This is a genomic window from Runella limosa DSM 17973 (assembly GCF_000482465.1).
Taxonomy (GTDB): Bacteria; Bacteroidota; Bacteroidia; order Cytophagales; family Spirosomataceae; genus Runella; species Runella limosa.
This window is the reverse complement of sequence record NZ_AXVJ01000062.1, coordinates 17,977-42,087: the sequence shown is the minus strand read 5'-3', so window position 1 is coordinate 42,087 and position 24,111 is coordinate 17,977. Positions and strand designations below refer to the sequence as shown.

17 protein-coding genes are annotated in these 24,111 nt (G+C 45.1%); 14 read left to right on the top strand and 3 right to left on the bottom strand.

Annotated elements, in window-relative coordinates; translation table 11 throughout:
* Positions 1–18: 18 nt before the first annotated feature.
* From K339_RS0107130 to K339_RS37995, 13 genes are all read left to right on the top strand, one after another.
* Positions 19–2,022 (top strand): hypothetical protein, encoded by a 2,004-nt coding sequence (locus K339_RS0107130; RefSeq protein WP_157607506.1) that lies wholly within the window; start codon positions 19–21, stop codon positions 2,020–2,022.
* Positions 2,019–2,903, top strand: a complete 885-nt coding sequence (locus K339_RS0107125) for a hypothetical protein (RefSeq protein ID WP_028522993.1) — start codon at positions 2,019–2,021, stop codon at positions 2,901–2,903. Before K339_RS0107130 ends, K339_RS0107125 begins: the two co-directional genes overlap by 4 nt.
* 149 nt (positions 2,904–3,052) lie before the next feature.
* Positions 3,053–4,123: a magnesium/cobalt transporter CorA gene (corA, locus tag K339_RS0107120; protein WP_028522992.1), complete on the top strand. Its 1,071-nt coding sequence runs from the start codon at positions 3,053–3,055 to the stop codon at positions 4,121–4,123.
* Between the two features lie 185 nt (positions 4,124–4,308).
* Positions 4,309–4,860, top strand: coding sequence for an RNA polymerase sigma-70 factor (locus tag K339_RS0107115; RefSeq protein WP_229598709.1), 552 nt, complete (start codon positions 4,309–4,311; stop codon positions 4,858–4,860).
* Between the two features lie 125 nt (positions 4,861–4,985).
* Positions 4,986–6,008, top strand: coding sequence for a FecR family protein (locus K339_RS32845; protein WP_051397864.1), 1,023 nt, complete (start codon positions 4,986–4,988; stop codon positions 6,006–6,008).
* A gap of 292 nt (positions 6,009–6,300) precedes the next feature.
* Entirely contained in the window at positions 6,301–9,549 is a 3,249-nt protein-coding gene (locus K339_RS0107105) for a TonB-dependent receptor (RefSeq protein WP_229598708.1), read from the top strand.
* Positions 9,550–9,570: 21 nt separating this feature from the next.
* The gene (locus K339_RS0107100; protein WP_028522989.1) at positions 9,571–11,214 is read left to right on the top strand and encodes a RagB/SusD family nutrient uptake outer membrane protein; all 1,644 of its coding nucleotides are present in this window, start codon (positions 9,571–9,573) and stop codon (positions 11,212–11,214) included.
* A gap of 54 nt (positions 11,215–11,268) precedes the next feature.
* Positions 11,269–12,921, top strand: coding sequence for a glycoside hydrolase family 28 protein (locus K339_RS0107095; protein ID WP_028522988.1), 1,653 nt, complete (start codon positions 11,269–11,271; stop codon positions 12,919–12,921).
* A gap of 59 nt (positions 12,922–12,980) precedes the next feature.
* Positions 12,981–13,985, top strand: a complete 1,005-nt coding sequence (locus K339_RS0107090; protein ID WP_028522987.1) for a pectinesterase family protein — start codon at positions 12,981–12,983, stop codon at positions 13,983–13,985.
* A 105-nt stretch (positions 13,986–14,090) separates the two neighbouring features.
* The gene (locus K339_RS0107085) at positions 14,091–15,725 is read left to right on the top strand and encodes a glycoside hydrolase family 43 protein (RefSeq protein WP_028522986.1); all 1,635 of its coding nucleotides are present in this window, start codon (positions 14,091–14,093) and stop codon (positions 15,723–15,725) included.
* 61 nt (positions 15,726–15,786) lie between these two features.
* Positions 15,787–16,581 (top strand): HAD family hydrolase, encoded by a 795-nt coding sequence (locus tag K339_RS0107080; RefSeq protein WP_028522985.1) that lies wholly within the window; start codon positions 15,787–15,789, stop codon positions 16,579–16,581.
* 33 nt (positions 16,582–16,614) lie between these two features.
* Positions 16,615–17,757, top strand: coding sequence for an NAD(P)-binding domain-containing protein (locus tag K339_RS0107075; protein WP_028522984.1), 1,143 nt, complete (start codon positions 16,615–16,617; stop codon positions 17,755–17,757).
* Positions 17,758–17,831: 74 nt separating this feature from the next.
* Positions 17,832–18,803, top strand: a complete 972-nt coding sequence (locus tag K339_RS37995; protein WP_028522983.1) for a peptidylprolyl isomerase — start codon at positions 17,832–17,834, stop codon at positions 18,801–18,803.
* 107 nt (positions 18,804–18,910) lie between these two features.
* On the opposite strand, the gene K339_RS0107065 is transcribed toward K339_RS37995, so the two are convergent.
* From K339_RS0107065 to K339_RS0107055, 3 genes are read right to left on the bottom strand one after another with little or no spacing between them, the layout of a single operon-like run.
* A complete protein-coding gene (locus K339_RS0107065; protein WP_028522982.1) occupies positions 18,911–20,278 on the bottom strand; it encodes a HAMP domain-containing sensor histidine kinase in 1,368 nt (455 codons plus the stop codon).
* Positions 20,275–20,967: a response regulator transcription factor gene (locus K339_RS0107060; protein WP_028522981.1), complete on the bottom strand. Its 693-nt coding sequence runs from the start codon at positions 20,965–20,967 to the stop codon at positions 20,275–20,277. Before K339_RS0107060 ends, K339_RS0107065 begins: the two co-directional genes overlap by 4 nt.
* A gap of 36 nt (positions 20,968–21,003) precedes the next feature.
* Positions 21,004–21,366 carry a hypothetical protein gene (locus K339_RS0107055; protein ID WP_028522980.1) on the bottom strand — a complete coding sequence of 121 codons (363 nt, stop codon included), beginning with the start codon at positions 21,364–21,366 and terminating at the stop codon, positions 21,004–21,006.
* 182 nt (positions 21,367–21,548) lie between these two features.
* Here K339_RS0107055 and K339_RS0107050 point away from each other — a divergent pair, with 182 nt between their 5' ends.
* Complete coding sequence (locus K339_RS0107050) at positions 21,549–24,044, top strand: PIG-L family deacetylase (protein WP_028522979.1); 2,496 nt, start codon at positions 21,549–21,551, stop codon at positions 24,042–24,044.
* The last annotated feature ends 67 nt before the right edge of the window (positions 24,045–24,111 follow it).

The following is a 24,111-nucleotide window of genomic DNA, read 5'->3' as shown; positions in this document are numbered from 1 at the left end:
ACCAAAAAAAATTGATTTATGAAAAATTTATTTGACACAATCGTGAGGATTTTTTTCCTCAGCTGGCGCAATTTCGTAACTTTTTGGCGCCATCGAAAATTGCCCTTTTCCGTTTGGCTTCGAGTTCATCAACTGATGACAGGAGCACTCAACTCCATAATAGAGTGCGCAAACCACTTCCTGCCGAAAGTAGAGACAAATTTAGCGAAGATATCTGACTTGGACAAGTCAGATTGGCAGCGAATTTTGAGAACAAAAGAGCGTTCTCATTTGGCCGAGAAGGAATATCCTTTTGTTACAAAAGAAGAATATCAACATGCACTACTACAGACGTGGTTTTATCCCGCAGTTATTTTATTTCTAATAGCTGCAGAGACCTTTTTGTATGTACTTCTTGCTGGCTTTCTACTACCAAATGACCCTAAAGTAAAAGACCTTCAGCCTGTTGTCGCATTGTTTCTCGCATCTATAGGGGCGTTTTTGATCCATTCGGGATTAAAAACAGTATTTGGGTTTATCGACACCTTCAAGGCTTATAAAAAAGGCGAAGAGACGATTTATGAGGTCATGCGGGATGGAGTTTGGCTAACTTTAGGAATTTTGATGATTGTTTTTGCTACTCTTATGGCACTTTATGCTGGTATCGCGAGGGAACATTTCTTTGCGATGGGTACCGACCCGAAGAAGGTGGGTGTATATCGAGCATTGAATGTTGTAGTCATCTCAGCTACTGTAGGAGCCCCTGTTTTGCTTGCTTATCTGAAGCATATATTAAGGGATAGCTTATTGATTGTCAGCATTTATCGCTCAATGATTCGGTACGAACGCCAAAGAAGCAGTCTTCTTATTGAAGCAACCCGTCACTTAAGTTACTTTAACGACCGAATCGCCGTCACAATATCAGGAAGCTACCAGCTGGTTTTGGATACTTTTGAAGTATTAGGGCGACGATTTGATGATGAACACGAGCAGTTTGCATGTGAGCTGGAAGAAGAACTTAGAAAGAACCCTGTTATTAATGAAGATTTTTTTAAGCGATTTGAGAACGTAGTCGGACTGCGTTTTGAACTATTTGCCTATGCTATAAAAAGAGATGCGTCCTTTAGATTTCAATTGAAGAAATCAAGCATGTTAGAAAGCAAACTCAAGGAATTGAATGAGACGAAATTTCGCAAATCGTCCGAAAAAAACGATTTAATGGAAGCTCATGAAGAAGCCACTAAAAGCTACGGCCATAAGCTTCTGAACAACTTGAATAAAGCGATTTTAGGGCTTCTGCTAATGGTTAGTTTGGGAATGATATCTTGCTCTTCGATATTCAATGACCAACGCGAAAATACAATAGTCGTCCCTATTGATCTTAGCTTAAGCTCCTCTGAGACGGAAGCTGTTTACCTTGAAACAGCTATCCATATTTTGGGTCAGATACGACCCGGATATAAGATTTATTTTACAGGGGTTCATGGTGGGTCACAAACTACAAATAGTGAGATTTTTCAATTTCATTATACTGAAGAGCAAGATTCAAAATTTATGGATCCGACTGATGCTCTCAGCGAACAACAATCCAAGTATGAGGCACGTCGCAAGGTGTTTATGGATTCAATTAAAGTGAATTTTAGAAATAAGTTTGCACTGGCAGTAAACAACTCTAAGATTTATGGTGACTCAACTGACATAGTCGGAGCCCTGGCTGTTGCAAAACAATATTTTAGTCCTGAAAATCGCTGTCAAATTGTGATTCTTAGTGATGGTTTACATGAAGCTAGAGGTGTGCAAATGAAGGGAAACGGTGATTGGAACAAACTTGTCGACAAAATTAACCCTTCTATAGATTTTTCATCTATCCCTCAAACAGAACTGCTCTTCTTTATGGGCAATCAAGGAAAGTCTTATTCCCCGATTATGCTCCAAAAAACAGATAGTTTTTGGTCTAAGTACTCCAACAAAAACAATTTAGTTTTTAAAGGTTTTTTTACGACAACTACCAGTTTAACTAAAGAGATATATTCAGAGATATGAAAAAGAAACTTCTTTATTTTCTGCTGCTATTACTAGCAGCAGAAAATTCAATGTCCCAAATAATACCCACTTTTGAGCCCAAAGTATTTAAAATACCTGGAGGCCATAGAGGGCGCTTTACTACGAATTTGAATATTAATGAGGGGGATTATCTTTACATTGAGGCTTTGGGAGAGGTTAGAGTAGGTTATTTCTTTGTGAGTTATGTCCCCGCAGATGGATTTCAGGAGAATCCTGATCCTCATGCGTTGGACAAATTTGACAAACCTAACTTTCGGGACTTCCCGCATGGAACGTTAATGTGTTGGATTGATAATTGGGTTCATCCTTGTACTAAAGTATTTGCACAACACACTACTTGGTATCAAAGAATGTCAATGAAAGAGGATTGGTTTTTAGGAGCGGATTTAAGTGATTTGAAAGGATGGATATTCTTAGCACCAAAATCGGGAGTGCTTGAGTTTGAAATAAACGATTTACAGCCCGAAAATAATAGTGGTTTTTTTTCTGTAAGCGTAATAAAAATGACTAAGTCGCAGCACCTGAATCGAAACTATTATAATCGATGCCCCAAGGTAGCCCCTCAATCAAAAGGTATGTTTGGAGATTATATTGATAATAAGGGTTCTGTGTGGGATAAAGATTTTGATGTTGTCTCTAAAATGTATCATGGAGGGCAATTGACATTTCGAAGTGAACGTGGGTTTCAATGTACATATGATCATGTTACTAAGATTTTAACCAATCCTCCGACAACTATGGGGACATTTGACTATGGATACGGTTTAAAACAAGGTATGAAGAGGCATTTTATTTTGGATGTCTTTCCTCATGAATTATATAAGGGGTTGACCTATACGGAAACAAAGAATACGTATTAGTTTTCGGCTGACTCTGATTTTGGGGGCTATTTGGCAAGCAATTGATTTGTCAAATAGCCTTTTTTGATAGGCTTCCGACAAAAATAAATACTTGATGTAAGATAAGGCTTGCTATTTTTGTCTAAACCAATGAATGATTCTTTTTGATTATGACACCGCCTCCTTCATCTAACTCCTCTACTTTTGGTCTTTCACCTGGAACATTGATATACGTCGGCCCTACGGTCGTCAAGGATACGACCATTACGATGGTTGAATACAATGAAAAATACCACAAGGAGCGTACCATTGAAGAAGTGGCCGATTGTCAGATTGCCGCCGATGCCTCCTACATCAGTTGGCTCGACGTGGACGGAATACACGAGCCCGAGGTGATTGAAGCCGTCGGGCAAATCCACCATATCCATCCGCTGTTGTTGGAACGCGTTATGAACACCCGTCAGAAGCCGAAAATAGAGTTTTATAACGACGCTTATGTGTTTATTTCTCTAAAAATGCTGTATTGGGACGACAAAGAACTGAGCATCGACGCCGAGCACGTCAGCTTTTTGCTTGGCTCCAATTACCTGATTTCGTTTCAGGAAAAACGTACCAATGACATCTTTCATCCTGTTTTGGAACGAATAAAGGCTTCCGTAGGTAAAACTCGACGAAACGGCGCCGATTATTTGCTGTTTTCGCTCGTTGACCTTATCGTCGATAATTACCTCGAAATCTTGGAAAAAATGAGCGAGCAGCTGGAAGAGTTGGAAGGACTAATTTTAGAAAGTAAACACAAAGATCCCATCGGCCAATTGTACAACCTCAAACGCCAACTCACCCTCATGCGAAAGTACGTGTGGCCACTGCGCGATATGCTGAGTCAGGGTTTGCGCGAAAATTCAAAACTCATTCAGAAAAGCACCATTCCTTACTTTCGGGATGTCCACGACCACATTACAAACGCCATTGATTCCATTGAATCCAATCGCGAACTTCTGACTGGGCTGATTGACATTCATTATTCAACCCTCAGTTCGCGGATGAACAGCGTGATGAAGACCTTGACCATTTATTCGGCGGTATTTATGCCACTCTCGTTCCTCGCGGGTATATATGGCATGAATTTCGATAACATGCCCGAACTTCGCCAACCCAATGGCTACTTCTACACCCTTGGCGGGATGGCCGTATTGGCCGTTGGGCTATTGATTTATTTTCGTCGAAGGGGATGGATGTAACTGGATTGATAAACATTTATTGGCAACGTTCCCGATAACGATTGCATTAAAAAAGCCAATATTTTATTTGTAATATTCAACAAATAAGTAAAACTTCGACGAGGAAAAATCATATTTCCGCTTGTTTACCGCACAAAAGCCGACGAATTTTACTTACTGTGAATTATAAATCTCTCTCCGACGAAATGCTTCTCCTCTACCTCCGAACTGGAGATGAAAAGGCTTTTCGTGAGATTTATCAGCGTTATTGGAAAAAACTTTTCTTCACCGCAGTCCGAAAAATTGAAGAAGCCAATATTGTAGAAGAACTCATTCAAGATATTTTTCTAAAACTCTGGGAACGGCGAGCAGGTCTGCAAGTCGAACGTCTGGATGCGTACCTTTTTTCGTCTGTTCGCTACGCGGTCATCAACCACATCAAGTCCAATTTGGTGCAAGAAAAGTATGCCAATTATGCCCAACACCATTACTCAGACGCCTGTTCGGTGACGGAAGAGCAACTTGAATTGGACGAATTGATTCAAGTGGTTGAACAGCAACTCAACGACTTACCCGAAAAAACACGCCGAATTTTTCAAATGAACCGCTTGGAGTACCAATCAGTGAAAGAGATTTCGAGCAAGTTGAAAGTACCCGAGCGAACAGTCGAATACCACCTCAGCCAAGCCCTCAAGTCTTTACGCCATTACTTGCGCGACTACCTTCCAACGCTCCTTTCATTGAGTTTGTTCTTGTAGTATTTTATCAAGAATATTTTCCTCTTTTCTGAAATAAAATTGTATTTATCATAGAATTAATAAAAACATTTGCGGTCTCGTGGTGCTTTCATTGACTTATAGATTGAAACCACAGCACTACATTTATGAGCCGAAAGAGTTTTAGGCAACTCTTACAGAAATACCTCCAAGGAGAGTGTACCGCCGAAGAAAAGTCGTTTGTTGAGCACTGGTACGGGCTACTTGAGGCCGAAACGGGCGAGTTAGAAAAAAACATGGATACCGACGAGCTGGAGGAGCGCCTGTGGGAGCAAATTCAGTCAAAAATGGCGGTAGAGGAATCGACTGACGACGCCCAACCGCTGCGCAAACGCCTCCCATTTGGTTGGCTTGGTCTTGCAGCATCGCTATTGCTGGTGGCTACTTGGTGGTTTGTTGCTTTATGGAACAAAAAAACGCCGACCGACAGCGTAATTGCCAGCGATTGGTTGCAGCGTACCAACACCACTACTTCACCCCTACTCATTCGCTTGGAGGACGGGAGCAAAGTAAAACTATCGCCCAAAAGCACCTTACGTTTTCCTCAACATTTTGAAGAACATAACCGAACCGTTTACCTCAGCGGCGATGCTTTTTTTGACATTCAGAAATCACCATTACGGCCTTTTTATGTACATACCGACCGGGTCATTGCCAAAGTACTCGGAACGAGTTTCTTTGTTCGTACCGATGCCGATACCAAACACGTCCGCGTAGAGGTTGTAACAGGCCGCGTGGCTGTCTATGGGCAATCAGCCGAAAAACGTAGCCCCGTTGCCAATGGCGTTGTGCTTAGTCCCAACCAAGCAGCCACCTACTACGACGACCAAAAACACTTTGTGACGGGGCTGGTAGAAAAACCTGCCCTACTTGAAACGCCAGAGACTAGAAAACAAGAATTAACCTTTCAGTTTGACGACACGCCCCTGTCGGAAGTCATTAGGCGATTGGAACTGGCCTACGGCATCGACATCGAAGTAGAAAACGAACAACAAAATAATTGTTTGCTTACTGCTGATTTGTCCAACCAACCACTCTATAATCAGCTCGACCTGATTTGTGCGGCGTTGAAAGCCAAATATGAAATCCAAGGCACCACCATTCTTTTAAGTGGTAAAGGCTGTAACTAATCCATTTTCAACACATAACTACATTTCAAACCTCCTAATTTTTTCTACGGCTATGTTTCTATTTCTACAAATCGAATAACCATCTCCCATAAAAAACACCAGCCGTGCTTCCAACACAAACTGGTGCTTTTGAAACGCATTTCCTACGGGGCCAGACCGCGAATCCTATCCCGTTAGGAAGTGTATTTTGTCGATTTTCCAACCAACAAAACACCTTAAAGGTATGAAAAAAAATGATTTATCTCCAATAAGCCATTCGCAACGCTGGCGCACTAAAACGTTTTTGCGGCTTATGAAACTTTCCCTTATTCCCTTCTTTTTGATGCTTTCGTGTGTAGGTATGAGCTTCGCTTATGACGGCTACACCCAAGAAATGATGCATCGTTCGGTGACGCTAAAAGTTGAAGAACAAAAACTTAAACATGTGCTAACCCAAATCGAGAAACAAACCAATGCTCGTTTTGTGTATAGCTCCAAAGTGATTGGTTCTGAACGCAATGTCACCATTTCGCTCACGCACAAAACCCTTGAAGAATCGCTCCAAGAGCTTCTCAAGCCCTTGCATCTCAGTTACCGCTACCTCAATGGCCAAGTTGTCATTGAACCAGCCGAGGTCGTTACAGTAGCTTCGCTGTCGGCCACTCAGCTCGAACGTAGTGTGTCGGGGCTAGTAACAGATGAAAAGAATGTGCCACTCCCAGGCGTTAATGTGGTTATTAAAGGAACAATCCGTGGTACTTCGACCGATGCAAAAGGGGCATTTCAACTCGCTTTGCCCGAAGGCAACAACGTGGTGCTCACCTTTTCTTTTGTTGGGTATCAAAGTCAGGACGTGGCCGTTGGCAATAAAACCGCCCTTACTGTGTCGCTGTCGCCAGACGTCAACGCCCTGGAGGAAGTAGTCGTCATCGGGTACGGAGCTGTCAAAAAACGTGACCTTACCGGCTCGGTGGTTCAGCTCAAAAGCGAGCAACTCAAAGAAGTACCCACGGCCAACGTGTTGGAAGCTGCCCAAGGTAAAATTGCGGGTGCTGATATTACGCGTAACAGCGGACAAGCAGGCGCGGGTGTTAGCATTCGTATTCGCGGAAACCGTTCGATTGGTGGCAACAACGCACCACTTATCATCGTGGATGGTGTCCAATACGGAAACCTCGAAGACATCAACGCCAACGACATCGAAACGATGGATGTACTAAAAGATGCCTCTTCGATTGCCATCTATGGTTCGCGCGGGGCCAACGGGGTCATTTTGATTACCACTAAAAAAGGAAAATCGGGCAAACCTGATATTTCGTTTAATACCTATTCGGGGATTTCGCAAGTAACGATGTACCCCAAAGCGATGGACATCAACGGTTTTCGTGACCTAAAAAGAGAAGCATGGCGTGCAGCAGGCGTTTGGAATAGCCCCACCGACGACCCTGCCATTTTTACCAACGTTGCCGAATATGAAGCCCTTCAAAAAGGCATCTGGACCGACTACCAAGATGCTTTGATTCATAAAGGTCTTCAGCAAAACTACCAGCTAGGAGTACGGGCAGGCAACGACCGCTTGAAATCGTACATCTCGGTGGACTTTTTTAACGAAAAAGGCATCTTGAAACTCGACGAAATCAAACGTTATACAGGCCGTCTCAACGTGGACTATACCATCAACGATTGGATGAAAATTGGTCTTCAAAGCCAATTGACTTATTATGACCAAAGTGTACGCCGCGATCCCCTCAACCAAGCCAACAAAATTAGCCCGTTGGGGTCATTGTACGACAGCAATGGCAATTTCAACTTCCTCATGCTCGACGGCCAAACAGCCAATCCGTTGGCGGACGAACAACCCAACGTTTTCACCAACTCGGTACTCACAACGCGCTCATTAACCAACGGTTTTTTGGAATTTACCCCCATCAAAGGTTTGACCATCAGAAGCACTTTAGGCGTCAATTTGGGCTTCAGCCGCAATGGTTCCTATGCTTCGCCTCAGTCCATTGACCGCTCACTCACGGGGAAATCGCTCGCAAGCTATAACTCCAGCAATGGAAAAACCGTCAACTGGGAAAACGTTGTTACCTACCAGCGTACCTCTGGCCAACATGCCCTCACCGTTACAGGAGTGGCGAGTTATTTAGGCAATTCGTCAGACAATGTCTCGGCATCGGGCGTCAACCAGCTATTATCGACCCAATTATTTTATTCACTGGGAAGTGCTTCGGAAGAAATCAAAATCAATTCAGAGTATTCAAAAAACAACTTGCTCTCGTACGCAGGTCGCCTCAACTATGGCTTCCGCGACCGTTATTTATTGACCCTTACGGCCCGTAAAGATGGTTCGTCGAAGTTGGCTCCTGGCAACAAATGGACGTTTTTCCCTTCGGCGGCATTTGCATGGCGCATCATTGAAGAGTCATTTATGCAGCGCGTCAAGGGGTTGAGCGATTTGAAGCTTCGGGTAAGTTATGGTATCGCAGGAAACGACCCCTCTGGCCCTTATGCTACTCAAACAACACTCGCCCGCGTAGCTTTTGGCTTCAACGACATTGCCGTTCCTGCCTATACTTTCTCCCGAGTTGTCGGAAATACCGAATTGGCGTGGGAGTTGTCGGACACCAAAAACGTAGGGCTTGATGTGGGCTTGTTCAACGGTCGAGTTCAAGCTTCGGTTGATTTTTACGACACCCGCACCACCGATTTATTGCTAAATAGAGGTTTGCCACCTACCACTGGCGTAACGACCGTTAAGCAAAACATTGGAAAAACCCGTAACCGTGGCGTAGAATTGGCCATTGGAACAACCAATATCCGTACCGATAATTTTACGTGGAATAGCAACATTACTTTCTCTAGAAACAAGGAAGAAATCATCGAATTGGTCACTGGCGGTAACGACATTGGCAACGGCTGGTTTATTGGATACCCCATCAACGTCTATTATGACTACGAAAAAACGGGGATTTGGCAATCATCCGAGGCCGACCAAGCCGCAAAAATGTCGCCAACGCAGCTCCCAGGCGAAATCAAGGTGAAAGACCAAAATGGCGATGGAAAAATTGATGCCGTCAACGACCGCGTGATTTTGGGAAGCCCTCGTCCACGCTGGAGCGGCGGACTTGATAATACGCTCAAATTCAAAAACTTTGATTTGAACTTCTTCATTTTTGCACGGATTGGCCAAATGATTAACGCCGACCGCTACGCCCGTTTTGATGCGCAGGGAGTTGGTAACAGTACAGCTGGCTTGGACTACTGGACACCCGAAAATCCAACCAATGCCTACCCAAGACCCAACAAAAACGGAGGGCTAAAATACCTTTCTACTTTGGGTTACCAAAACGGCTCATTTGCGCGCATTCGTAACGTATCGTTGGGATACAACCTTCCCGCCAATGTATTCAAAGGCAAAATCATCAAGGGTATTCGCTTGTATGCCACGGGCAAAAACCTCTACACTTTTACGAAGTTAGACTACGACCCCGAGCGTGGTGGTTCGGAAAACTTCCCAATGACCAAGCTGTACATCATCGGTCTTAACGCTAATTTCTAAAACCCACTGACACTTATCATCATGAAATCATACATCAAAAGAACAGGTATTCTAGGGGCATTTTTGCTCACGTTTGCTTCCTGCGAATCCATTCTCGAAGAATATAACCCCAGCGGCCAAACCGCAGAAACTGTATTTACGACGCCCGAAGGGTTTGAAACCTTGGTCAACGCCGCTTACTCGTACCAACGCTGGTGGTATGGCAAAGAAGAAGGATACAACATCGCCGAAACAGGCACCGATATTTGGACCTCGGGCGCGGGTGAAGTCTATCGCGATTTGACGCAGTACCTCAACCTCCAAGGCAACAATGCCGCACTGAGTAACCTTTGGCGGGAGCTATATGCGGCAGTAAATCTTTGTAACGGCGGGATTAATCGCATCAACAAAGCAGGTTTATCCACAGCCCTTCGCCCTGTGAGAGAAGGAGAGCTTCGTTTTTTGAGGGCATTTTACTACTGGCACATTGTCGAAACCTGGGGCGATGTACATTTATCAACCGAAGAAACCAATGGCATTGTCGCCACCGCCAACCGTACACCTGTGGACAAATTTTATGCCCTTATTTTTGAGGACTTAAAATTTGCCGTCGCTAATTTACCCACGACGCAAGCACAATACGGCCGTGCTACCAAGGGTGCTGCGCAGGCGTTTTTGGCTCGGATGTATTTGACACGCGGCATGAACAAAGAAGCCCTCGAAATGTCGCAAGCGGTGATTAGTTCTAACACCTACAAATTGGAAGCAAACTATGCCGATTTGTGGAAAATGACTAACCTAAAAAACAAGGAAGTCATTTATGCCATCGACTACTCCACCAATTTGGCCATCAACGATTTAGCCAACTCCACTTCTAACCCTTACGGGCATGGACGTGGCAGCAACAATGGGCATTTGCTTTTCTTGATGAAATACGACGACCGCGCAGGCATGATACGTGATGTCACCAACGGCCGTCCGTTTAATCGCTACATGCCGACTCAGTTTTTGTTGGATTTGTACAGCGACAACGATGCCCGCTACGAGGGTTCGTTCATGGAAGTGTGGTTTGCCAATTCTACCTCCCGCCCTGCGGGCATGGCCATTGGTGATACGGCCGTAGTTTGTACCCGCAAAGAAGTTTCGGATGCTTTTGAAAAAACCCGCAAATACCAAACGTACGACCGCAGCAAAATTTACAACGCCAATGGCTTAGTAAAAGATAATTTACGCTACCCTACACTCTCCAAATTTATGGATGCGACGCGGGCCAGCCTCAACGAAGCCCAAAGCGCCCGCGACGTTTTTGTAATTCGCCTGGCCGAAGTGTATTTGATTGCCGCCGAAGCCCAAATGAAACTGGGAGACACCAAAGCTGCGGCTGATTTGGTCAACATCGTGCGTACGCGCGCTGCCAAAGCAGGCAAAACAGCCGTCATGCAAATCACCCCTGCCCAAGTAACCCTTGATTTTATCTTAGACGAAAGAGCGCGGGAATTGGCAGGCGAACAAATCCGTTGGTTTGATTTGAAACGAACGGGCAAATTGCTTGAGCGTATCAAAGCTTACGCACCCGACAACGCCATAAACTTGCAAGAGCACCACGTAGCCCGTCCCATTCCACAAACTCAGTTAGACGCCGTTACGAACAAAACAGAGTTTGCACAAAATAAAGGTTACCAATAACAAACCCACGCAGGTATCGACCCACCGTCGGTACCTGCATTTTTCCCCCACCGAATGAAACGATTCCATTTTCTTGCTGTCGCTACCTTGTTAGCCTTCCCTTCTTGCACACTTTTAGCCCAATCCAACACCCCCTATAGTTGGAAAAATCTACCCAAAGTTGTCCAGCCTACCTTTCGCAAAGATACCATCAACATCACCCGTTTTGGAGCAAAACCCGACGGAATCACGCTAAATACGCAGGCCATCAATACCGCCATTGAGGAATGTAGCAAAAAAGGCGGCGGCGTGGTGCTGGTTCCGCCTGGCCTTTGGCTGACGGGCCCTGTTGTGCTCAAAAGCAACGTTAATTTGCATTTAAAAAAGTCGGCAACGTTGCTTTTTACGACCGATAAAACACAGTATGCCATCGTTGAAGGCGTGTATGAAGGCAAAAGTGCCGCGCGCAACCAATCCCCGATTTCGGGTAAAAACCTCGAAAATGTCGCCATCACTGGGCACGGTATTGTAGACGGCAATGGCGATGTATGGCGCGCCGTCAACAAAAGCCAACTCACTGAAAGCCAGTGGAAAGAAAAAATAGCATCGGGAGGTGTATTAAAAGATGACGGTAAAACATGGTATCCGAGCGAGCAGTTTAAACAAGCCAGCGTTGATAACAAAAGTATGTTGCTCGTACCAGGAAAATCGCTCGATGACTACAAAGACATCAAAGACTTTTTACGCCCGAACTTGGTCGTTTTCACAAACTGCAAGAAGGTGTTGCTCGACGGCATTACTTTCCAAAACTCAGCGACTTGGTGCTTGCATCCGCTGATGTGTCAGGACTTGACCTTGCGTAATTTGTTCGTCAAAAACCCTGAGTACGCACACAACGGCGACGGAATGGACATTGAATCTTGTAAAAACTTCCTCATCGAAGGCTGCACCCTCGACGTAGGTGACGATGCGATTTGTATCAAATCAGGCAAAGACGAAGAAGGACGCAAACGGGGGATTCCTACCGAAAACGGCATTATTCGCTACAATACTGTCTATAACGGCCACGGAGGGTTTGTGGTAGGCAGCGAAATGAGCGGCGGCGCACGCAACTTGTTTGTGCATGATTGTACGTTTATGGGCACCGATAAAGGACTACGTTTCAAGTCGGTACGCGGTCGTGGCGGCGTGGTAGAACACATTTACGCCAAAAACATTTACATGAAAAACATTGCCCAAGAGGCCATTTTCTTCGATATGTACTATTTCGTAAAATTTGCCACTGACAGCCCGCGCGACGAACGGCCTGTGGTCAATGAAGGTACGCCCATTTTCCGAAACATGAAGTTTGAAAACATCGTTTGTCACGGCGCAAACAAAGGGATTTTTGTACGGGGTTTGCCCGAAATGCCCATTGAAAATATCCAAATGGAAAACCTGATGCTACAAACCGACATTGGGGCTGAATTGGTGGATACCAAGGGAGTTTCTATCAAAAACGCCCAACTCCAATCGACCAAAACTAAGCCTGTCATTTCGGTCTTAAATAGCAGTTTATTATCATTTGATGGGATTCAATATACTCAAAACGCTGACGTATTATTTTCCATCAATGGCAGCCGCACCCAAAACATCAGTGTTAAAAACACGGAATTTAAAAACGCTAAGACCAAAGCAGAATTTTTAGAAGGTGCTTCTGAAAAAGAACTGATTTTTACCAATAAATAGCCAATAAACATCCCGAAAGTTTTGAACTTTCGGGATGTTCTGTTCTCTTTCTTTTAATCATGTTACGATACTTCCTTTTTTGTCTTTATTTAGGGATTCAGGTCATTTTTGCCCAATCTACTACCCCACCTCCGCCCACGTACCCGTCTAAATTTGTGGTAGCCCAAGACGGTAGCGGCGATTACAAAACCATTCAAGAGGCCGTCAATAATTTCCGTGACCACTCGCAAGTACGCGTAACGCTTTACGTTAAAAATGGCGTTTATCACGAAAAACTGGTCATTCCAGCTTGGAAACCAAACATCCACCTCGTAGGCGAAAGCAAAGAAGGCGTCATCATCACGGGCGACGACTTCTCGGGAAAGCCATATCCCAATGGCGCTAAAGACGCCACTGGAAAAGATAAGTTCAGCACTTACACCTCATTCGTTGTGCTTGTGGACGCCCCCGACATTGTCATCGAAAACCTCACCATTCAAAATACCGCTGGTCGGGTGGGACAGGCGGTGGCCTTACACGTTGAGGGCGACCGTTTTGTGTGTAAAAACTGTAAGTTAATAGGAAACCAAGACACCCTTTTCGCCGCCCGAGAAGGTAGTCGTCAGTATTACCAAAACTGCTACATTGAAGGCACAACCGACTTTATTTTTGGAAAATCCATTTCCGTTTTTGAAAACTGTACCATTCACAGCCTGACCAATTCGTATATTACTGCGGCAGCTACGCCCAGTTATCAGCCCTACGGATTTGTCTTTTTTGATTGTAAACTCACTGCCGCCCCCGAAGCCAAAAAAGTCTTTTTGGGACGTCCATGGCGTCCGCATTCTCAAACCATTTTTATCAGAACGAACATGAGCAACCATATTTTACCCGAAGGCTGGGACAATTGGCGAAATCCCGACAATGAAAAAACGACATTGTACGCCGAATATGCGTCAACTGGTGAAGGTGGAAAAACCGAGAACCGAGTCAAGTGGAGTAAGCAGCTCTCAACCAAAGATCTCAAAAAATATACCTTAGATAAAATACTTTCAGGCAACGATTCCACAGGAAAATGGTGGTAGTGCTGGTGTGTTTGGGTTTCTCAAAACCCAAACGCTTGGTTGCTCACAACCTAGCGGTGTTGGAGGTTTCTCAAAACCTCCACTGTCATTAAAAAAATAAGCAATATGAACTTTAAAAATACCTTGAGCCTTTTGCTCAGTTCAACCATCTTTCTTTGTCACGCTCAGGCCCAGAAACCCAACATCTCCAAAGTATGGGTATCCGACCTCGGCAACGGAAGTTACAAAAACCCCGTAATTGACGCCGATTATTCCGACCCAGATGCATGTCGGGTGGGCAATGATTTTTACATGGTTGCCTCCAGTTTTGATGCCGTCCCAGGTTTACCCATTCTTCATTCCAACGATTTGGTCAACTGGAAACTCATTGGTCATGCCCTCAAGCGCCAGCCCCCGTTCGACCATTTTTCCAAAACCCAACACGGAAATGGCGTCTGGGCACCTGCCATTCGCTACCACAAGGGCGAGTTTTTGATTTACTATCCTGATCCCGATTTTGGCATTTATCTCACCAAAGCAAAACAGGCAACGGGGCCGTGGTCAGCACCTATTTTGGTGGAAGGTGGCAAAGGCTTGATTGACCCTTGCCCTTTTTGGGACGAAGACGGACAGGCTTACTTAGCGCACGGATGGGCAGGGAGTAGAGCTGGAATAAAAAGTATTTTGACCATCAAAAAAATGAACCCTGAAGGAACGGCTGTTCTCGACGAAGGGGTAATAGTCTATGACGGCCACGAAAAAGACCCGACCATCGAAGGGCCTAAACTCTACAAACGCAACGGCTACTATTATCTTTTTGCCCCAGCGGGGGGCGTTGCTACGGGTTGGCAGCTGGTGCTTCGCTCCAAAAATGTCTATGGCCCTTACGAGCGAAAAGTGGTCATGGCGCAAGGAAACACGCCCATCAACGGCCCACACCAAGGTGCATGGGTGGATACTCCCACGGGCGAAGATTGGTTTTTACATTTTCAGGATAAAGGCGTGTATGGTCGCGTAGTTCACCTTCAACCGATGAAATGGATTAACAATTGGCCTGTGATTGGAACCGACAACGACGGCGATGGCAACGGTGACCCCGTTCTTTCGTACAAAAAACCAAATGTTGGGAAAACCTACCCCATCGAAACCCCTGCGGAGTCTGACGAATTTGATTCGATAAAGCTTGGGCTTCAATGGCAGTGGCAGGCCAATCCAAAAGGTACTTGGCACACAACGAGCAATCTTGGTTTTCTGAGGCTATATTCCGACAAAATCCCCGACGATGCTAAAAATTATTGGGACGTTCCAAACATTTTGATGCAAAAGTTTCCAACTGAAAGTTTTACGGCAACGACCAAATTGACCTTTTCTCCCAACCCCAAATTAGAAAACGAAAAAGTCGGACTTGTCGTCATGGGGAAAAGTTACGCCAACGTTGGGCTAAAATCATCCAAAAATGGTGAAGTTTCGCTCGTTTATACCGTTTGTAAAAAAGCGTCTGACAAAGCCCCCGAAGAAGAAACCGTCATTGGCAAGTTTGAAAAAGGAAAACCCGTTTTTTTGAGGGTAAAAGTTTCAAAAGGTGGAAAATGCCAGTTCAGCTATAGCACTGATGGTCAAAACTTTACCGAAACTGGCAGTGAGTTTAAGGCCGAAGTCGGCGGGTGGATTGGCGCCAAAGTGGGCATTTTCTGTACGCGTACGACCCAAATCAACGATGCTGGTTACGCTGATTTTGATTGGTTTAGGGTTGAGCCTTAGTAGTGAAAAATTAGAAGAATTTGTGCAATTTTGAGCCTATTTTCACCATTATTCGCACTCAATGACCGATATTAGGCTCATCGCAACGGACATGGACGGTACGTTGCTCAATTCCAAAAGCGAACTCGACGCTTCATTTTTTACCCTCTTTTCTCAGCTCCGAGCGCAAGGAATTCTGTTTGCCGCTGCCAGCGGGCGACAGTACTACAACTTAGCGAAGTACTTCGATGCCATCAAGGATGATATGTTTTTTGTGGCTGAAAACGGTAGCTATGTCATGCACCGCGACGAAGAAGTGTACGTTCAATCGCTGGAACTTTCGATTGCGCGTCAAATGATCGAAATTGCCCGTACGATTCCTAATACCTACATTATTTTATGTGGAAAGAAAAAAGCGTACGTTGAAAGTAATGTTCCCAAATTTTGGGACCAAGTAACTAGGCATTTTGAACAATACCAACTTGTTGATGATTTAACCACCATTGAGGATGACCAATGCCTCAAGGTTAGCTTGTGCGATTTTGACGGTTCTGCCAATAATAGCTACCCGTACTTTCAACCGTGGGAACAAGAATTACAGGTCAAGGTTTCGGGAGGAAAATGGCTTGATATTTCGCACAAATTGGCAAACAAAGGTCAGGCACTCAAAGTATTACAAGACCGATACGGCATCACACCCGAGCAAACCATGGCCTTTGGTGATTACCTCAACGACCTCGAAATGATGCAACAAGCGCACCATTCGTATGCCATGGAAAACGCCCATCCTGCCATCAAGGAAGCCGCTCGTTTTCAGGCAAAATCAAACGATGAAAAAGGCGTTTTTGAAGTTTTGGAGAAAGTAGCTGCGCGTTAGTTTGTACTTTTTGGGATAAACCTTCGTACTCAAATGTTACATACGCTCATCATTGGTGCGGGGCCTTTTGGCCTCACCCTTTCTGCACACCTCAAAAAACAAGGGGTTTCTCACGTGATAGTCGGCAAGCCGATGGAATTTTGGGAGAAAAACATGCCCGAAGGAATGTTCTTACGCTCAGGTTGCGATTGGCACCTCGATGTTGAAGGCGAGCATACGATGGAGGCTTTTCTACAAAAACGTGGCCTGACCGTAGCGGAGGTAGAGCCCATCGCTCTTGATTTCTATTTGGAATATGTGCGGTGGTTTATGCAGCAAACTGCGCTCCCCATTCGCCAAGCGTATGTCACTGATTTACAACAAAAAGAAGGTTATTTTTTGGTAAAACTAGACGACGGAAACGTCCTAGAAGCCCAACATGTAGTTGTCGCTGTCGGTTTTTATTATTTCCCATTCACTCCCACCGAAATCGCACAACTGCTGCCCCAAGGGTCTTTTTCACACACCTGCTACGCAGTTGACCTAGCGGCATTTTCAGGAAAACGGGTATTAATTATTGGCGGACGACAAAGTGCGTTTGAGTGGACAGCCCTCCTTCGTGAAAAAGGAACTGCCCAAGTTCACGTCAGTTACCGCCACGAAACCCCCAAATTTTCCGAAGCACACTGGGGCTGGGTAATGGACGTTGTCAACACCATTGGCAATCACCCAACGTGGTTTCGAGAACTTTCTCCCGAAGGCAAAGAAGAATATCGGTATCGTTTGTGGGCAGAAGGTCGATTAAAGTTAGAACCTTGGCTCGATGCACGGATTCATCAAGACAACGTAACATTACACCCTCAAACACAACTGATTAGTACAGAAGTTACGCCACAAAATTCGTTAAAAATCCAATTAAGTTCGGGCGAAGAAATCGAGGTTGACCACGTAATTACGGCAACGGGCTACAAAGTAGAAACAAGCCAATTGCCTTTTCTACACCCCAACCTGCTGGCGTCGCTTCATTGCACCAACGGTTTTCCGTGTTTAGATGCTCATTTTCAAAGCAATATCCCTGGCCTTTATTTCACCAGTTTAATGGCTGGGCAGGATTTTGGGCCGTTCTTTGGCTTTACCATTGCCGTTCGTACTTCGGCAAAATTGATCGGACAAAGCTTGCTTGAGAAGTTAAACTAGGTATAAATGCGCATTTTTCGGAACTTTGCCCCGCAATTCTTGCTTTTGACATTATTAACTTTTCGATTAAATAAATGACTGAAAAAGAAGGAATCTACGCCATATTCGACACCGCAAAGGGCGAAATTACCGTAGAGTTATTGTACGAAAAATGCCCCATGACGGTAGCCAATTTTGTAGGATTGGCCGAGGGAACAATGGAAAACAGCGCCAAACCGTTGGGACAGCCATTTTACGACGGGCTTAAATTTCACCGTGTTATCAGTAAAATCAACGGCGATAGCTCCGATTTTATGGTTCAAGGTGGCGATCCACAAGGCACTGGCTCTGGCGGCCCAGGCTACCGTTTTCCCGACGAAATTGATGCCACATTACGCCACGACCGTCCAGGCGTATTGTCGATGGCAAACGCTGGCCCAGGCACCAACGGTAGTCAGTTTTTTATCACGCACGTGCCAACTCCTTGGCTCGACGGCAAACATACCGTTTTTGGTTTCGTACTTGATGGACAAGAAGTGGTCAATCAAATGAAAACCAACGATGCCATCAATGCCGTAAAAATTGTTCGTCAAGGCGAAAAAGCCCAAGCTTTTAAGGCCGACAAAGCTGCACTTGATGCCCACATTGGCCAACTTGCGGAAAAACAAAAAGAAGCAGAAAAAGCAGAAGTAGAAACCTTCAAGCAATGGGCATTGGCCAACTACCCAACGGCACAATTTACCGCCTCTGGTCTTGGATACGTCGTAAACAATGAGGGAACGGGAAAAGAAGCTGTAGCTGGTAAAAACGTTTCGGTACACTACACAGGCTCTTTCCAAAACGGCCAAGTGTTTGACTCGTCGCATTCACGCCGTCAACCCATTGATTTTCGTTTGGGCGAAGGCCGCGTCATCAAAGGTTGGGACGAAGGTATTGCCTTGATGAAGGAAGGCGCCAAATATACGCTTTTGATTCCTTACCAACTTGGCTACGGTAAAAATGGTTACGGGCCAATCCCCGCCAAAGCTACGCTCATTTTTGAGACGGAATTGGTGAAAGTAGGGTAATACTGCAACCACTTTGCAACCATACAGGTTAAACGCATCAAAAAAGTAGCCTCGCTGAGGCTACTTTTTTGATGCGTTTAACCTAGTAGCTATATATATAAGAAAAACTAGCCCGCCCGAAACGGCAGCGTCATAATAAACGTTGTCCCCTCCTCAAGGGTAGAATATACCTGCAAGTGACCGTAGTGAAGCAAAACAATCCGCTCAGTCAGCGGCAAACCAATACCGTGTCCATTGATATTTCGGGCATTGATTCCCCGCCGAAAAGGCTTAAAAATAGTAGGCAATTCGGTTTGGGTAATGGGTGGGCCAATGTTATGAAAATGCAATTCAATTGTATTTCTTAGTGCCTGAAAACGAACTGAAACGGTATGATTTGGGGAAAATTTACACCCATTTTCTACCAAATTGACCAACGCAATTTTGAGCAAGGCTTCGTTACCTTCAACCACAAAATGGGAGTTTGTTTCTGAAAATTCGCTCAAGTCCACTTTCACCGTATAATGCGGATAGACCTTCAACAACTCACTACGAACCTGCCAAAATATCTCATCAATCGGTACTTTTTCAAATTTCACCACCGATTCCTCCATGCTCACTTTGGCCAACGCTAACAACCCATTGGAAAGTTGGTTGAGCTGACGCACATCTTCCAATACCGACATCAACGTCTCTTGCCATTCCTTGGGGTCTTCGTCCATCAGCGCCACTTCTATCTGCCCCGTAATTGCCGTCAGGGGCGTTCTAAGCTCGTGGGAGGCATTCGATACAAAAGCCCGTTGCAGTTTAAAACCCTCTTCCAACCGATCCAACATCCGATTAAAACGCACGGCCAATTGCCCAATCTCATCTTGTTTATTGGCCACATCTACCCGTAAATCCAGCCGATTGGCCGAAATTTGATCTACCCTTCCGATGAGTTTTTTTAGCGGTAGCAAGGCACGATAAGCATATACCCAACCCACAAAAAACACCACAAAACTTGCCAACAACCAGCCCAGCCCAAGCACCAAAAGCAAATTACGGTTTTTGCTAAACCCATAAATATCAATGCCCGAAGCAAGCACGACAAGGTGGTTATGTCGATCTACAAACAAAACCCCAACCACTTCACGCCCCTTTTGCACCCAACGAACCTCTTTTTCTTCCCGAACCTGCTGCAAAAGCGCTTTTGTCACCTGCAAATAATCGGTGCCACTTTCGTACACCAGCGAATCTCGGTCGTTGTAAATGATAATTTCCTCCTCCGTCAAAACGGTTAAATGGTTTTTATCCAATAGCTTAAAAAGCTCTAAACTAACCGTTTCCGTCCCAAAGAGTAATTGAGCCGACGTGGTAGCTTCGACCTTGAGTCGTTCGTAAAACTCATTGCTGCGATGCCGCTCCGACAACAAATAAATAACCACACAAAACACCAACAACAGCGCAGAAACTACGGCCGTAAAGAGAAGCGTCAGACGCCCACGGATGGTCATTTTTCTTTCAAAGTATAACCCATTCCTACGACGGTATGAATGAGTTTAGTGGGAGATTCTTTGTCAATTTTTTTGCGTAAATAATTGATATACACTTCGATAAAGTTAGTCCCTGTATCAAAATCAATGTCCCAAACCTGCTCGGCAATGTCCATTTTTGAAACAACCCGCCCACGGTTTCGCATCAAATACTCCAACAAAGCAAATTCTTTGGCGGTAAGTTCAATCGTATTTCCTCCGCGAAGTGCCAGTTTTTGATCCAAATCCAACTCTAAATCAGCAACTTTTAGTCGATTTGTCGGTTGTTCGTTTGATTTCTGAGAACGTTTGAGCAAAGCCCGCAACCGCGCGACGAGCTCCATGAAATCAAATGGTTTTACAAGATAGTCATCTACCCCCGCGTCAAACCCTGCCAGTTTATCGGCGGTGGTATCAAGCGCTGTCAGCATGAGAATCGGGACATCTGGATTTTTTGTGCGCACATACGTCGCCAATTCTACCCCATCCATGTGGGGCAAATTCACATCCAAAATGAGCAAATCGTAGCTACTTTGGTCAAAAAACTGCTGACCCGCGCGGCCGTCTTCCGCTATTTCGACGGCAAAACTGTGTTTTTCAAGTCCTTTCTTAATAAAAGCCGCAACTTTTGCTTCATCTTCTACCAAGAGAAGGTGTGGTTTAATATCCATAACCTTACATACAAATTTGACCCCTTATTTGTTTGCTTAAATATTGTGCAAATCTTCCCTAAATTTCTTCAAAAATTCAATTTCTTCCTTCGTCACTCGGTTATCCGATTTAACAATTTTTTTCATCACACCAATAAAGTACTGCTTCACCTCATGGTTCAGCTCTTTTTTATGTGAAACAAAATAATTCATTGCCGAACGATACGCCTCATCAACTGATTTTCGGTAATGCTCACAAAGTTGAAAAGAATGAACCGCTTGAACCCCCAAAGGCCCCTGATCCAACAAAATCAAACGGGCATTTAATGACTCTTCCGACTGAATACGTCCATCCACCTTAATGAGTGCGTAGATAATACATCCAAGTCCTGAATATAATAGTGGTGATAGTGCTTCCATACCGTTGTATCTTTTTGTTAGAAGACAAATGTAAGGTTTGTGCCTTAGAATAATGTTACAACCAAATTAGAACAGCATTAGAAAACCCTACGCGCAGCCGCAGCGCAAAACTCATCCGCCACATTGTTACATTTTCTTTAGATTTTGTAGTTTTGTCAAAATACTCGCAAACCGTCTAAACCATGAGAAAACCCCTATTTCTTTTTCATTGCTTGTTGCTTACCACAATTTGTCACTTCATCCACGCCCAAGTAAAGCCCCTCACATCGAGTGAAATTTTACTGAACCTAAAAAAACTGAACGTCGTAGGCAGTGCCATGCACATTGCTGCCCACCCCGACGACGAAAACACCCTCTTACTCACCTATTTATCCAAAGAAAGGCTTGTTAAAACGCAGTACCTTGCCCTCACCCGTGGCGATGGTGGCCAAAACCTCATCGGCCCCGAACAAGGCGAGTACATCGGTATTATTCGTACGCAAGAGCTGTTGGCCGCCCGTCGGATTGACGGCGCAGAGCAGCTTTTCTCGCGCGCATACGATTTTGGATTTTCCAAAACCCGCGAAGAAACCCTGAAGTTTTGGGGTGAAAACAACGTGCTGTCGGATGTCGTATATCACATTCGTAAAAACCAGCCCGACGTACTTATTACGCGCTTTCCACCTGATGCCCGCGCGGGACACGGTCACCACAACTCTTCGGCATTTTTGGCCGAAATCGCCTTTAAAATGGCTAACGACCCCACCAAATTCCCTGAGCAGCTCAAAGAAGTACAAACTTGGCAACCCAAGCGCATCGTTTGGAACTCGTTTTCTCCAGGCTTTAACAACCAAAAACCTACCGACAAAGGCTCATTCATCACGGTGGACATTGGCGGTTATAACCCACTTATTGGAAAATCGCACGCCGAAATTGCCGCAGAAAGCCGCAGTTCGCACAAAAGCCAAGGGTTTGGTTCGGGCGCCAACCGCAATGCCCGCGTCGATTTTATGCTTCACAAAGATGGCGTCCCTGCCGAAAAAGACGTATTTGATGGCGTTGATCTTACTTGGAGCCGCGTCAAAGGCAGCGAGCAAGTAGCCCAGCTCATTGACCAAGCCATCCGCAATTACAACGTGAGTTACCCCGCGTCGTCGGTGCCTGTTTTGGTGAAAATTTACGAAGAATTGGGCAAACTCGACGCCAAAAACCTGTATGTACAGCAAAAAAAGGCCGAAGTGGAAGTATTGCTTCAAAATTGCCTTGGCCTTTGGTTTGAAACAAATCCGACGGATTATGCTGTAGCCGTGGGCGACCGCGCACCGCTGAAAGTTAGCGTGGTGAAGCGCAGCGATTTTCCCATCAAACTAACGCGTTTGCAGTTTGTTGGGGCATCAAAAGACACAACCATGACGTTGGAAATGAAAAACAATGAGCTTTCGGTATTTTCATTTGCGCCTACTGTACCTGCCAACACACCCATAAGCCAGCCTTATTGGTTGGTCAAACCCATCAAAAACGGGGCATTCCAAATCGACGACCAATCGAAATTATCAACCCCCGAAAACATTCCTACGCTTCAAACGGCCTTTACCTTTGAAATCAGTGGGCAAAAATTCACCTTTACCAAACCGTGGGTCTTTAAATCAACCGATCCCGTGGACGGCGAAGTCTATCGACCGTTTGAAATTCGCCCCGAAGCCACCGCAAACGTTTCGGAAAAAGTCTATGTTTTTGCTGACAATCAACCCAAAACGGTGGACATCGTAGTAAAAGCCCACCGCGCCAATGTCAAAGGCACGTTGACGTTTGACGTACCCACGGGCTGGCGCGTAGAACCCATGCAATTGCCGTTTGAAATCCGCGACAAATACCAAGAGCAAACGGTTTCGGTCAAAGTGTTTCCATCGGCGCAGCAAAGTGACGTCAAGCTCAAAGTAATTACCAAGACTGACAACGGCGAAAATTCGTACAGCCTTCGTTCGGTCGAATACAAGCACATTCCTACCCAAACCATTTATCCAAGTGCTACAACCGCTTTGGTAAAATTGGACATCAAAAACAAGGCAAAAAACATTGGGTACATTGCGGGGGCTGGCGACGAAGTTCCTGCGGCGCTCCGCCAAATGGGCTGCCAAGTGACGTTGCTCGATGAAGGAGCACTCAACAAAAACTTGTCAGTGTATGATGCCATCGTCGTAGGGGTACGAGCTTACAACACCGAAGAGCGCATCAAGTATTTTCAACCAAAACTGATGGAATACGTCAAAAATGGTGGTACAATGGTGGTTCAATACGTGACGGCGGGTGGTTTTGGGAATACGCTGAAAGTACAAGAAATGGGACCGTATCCCTTCAAAGTTGGCCGCGACCGCGTGACGGAAGAAGATGCCGAAATGCGGATTTTACAGCCTGCTCACCCGATTTTGAATACACCTAATAAAATAACAACCAAAGATTTTGAAGGCTGGATACAAGAACGCGGAATTTATTTTGCCGTAGAGTGGGACAAAAACTACGTACCACTTTTCTCGGCCAATGACACAGGCGAAGCAGCCAAAGAGGGAAGTTTGATTTATACCCAATACGGAAAAGGCCACTTCATTTACACAGGCATCGTATTTTTCCGCGAATTACCCGCGGGCGTACCTGGTGCTTATCGTTTGTTTGCCAATATGATTTCGTTGGGAAAAAAGTAACCCAATGACAGGATTGACTAGCCACTGAGACGACGATTAAAACCCGTACCTCAGCGGCTAGTCCATT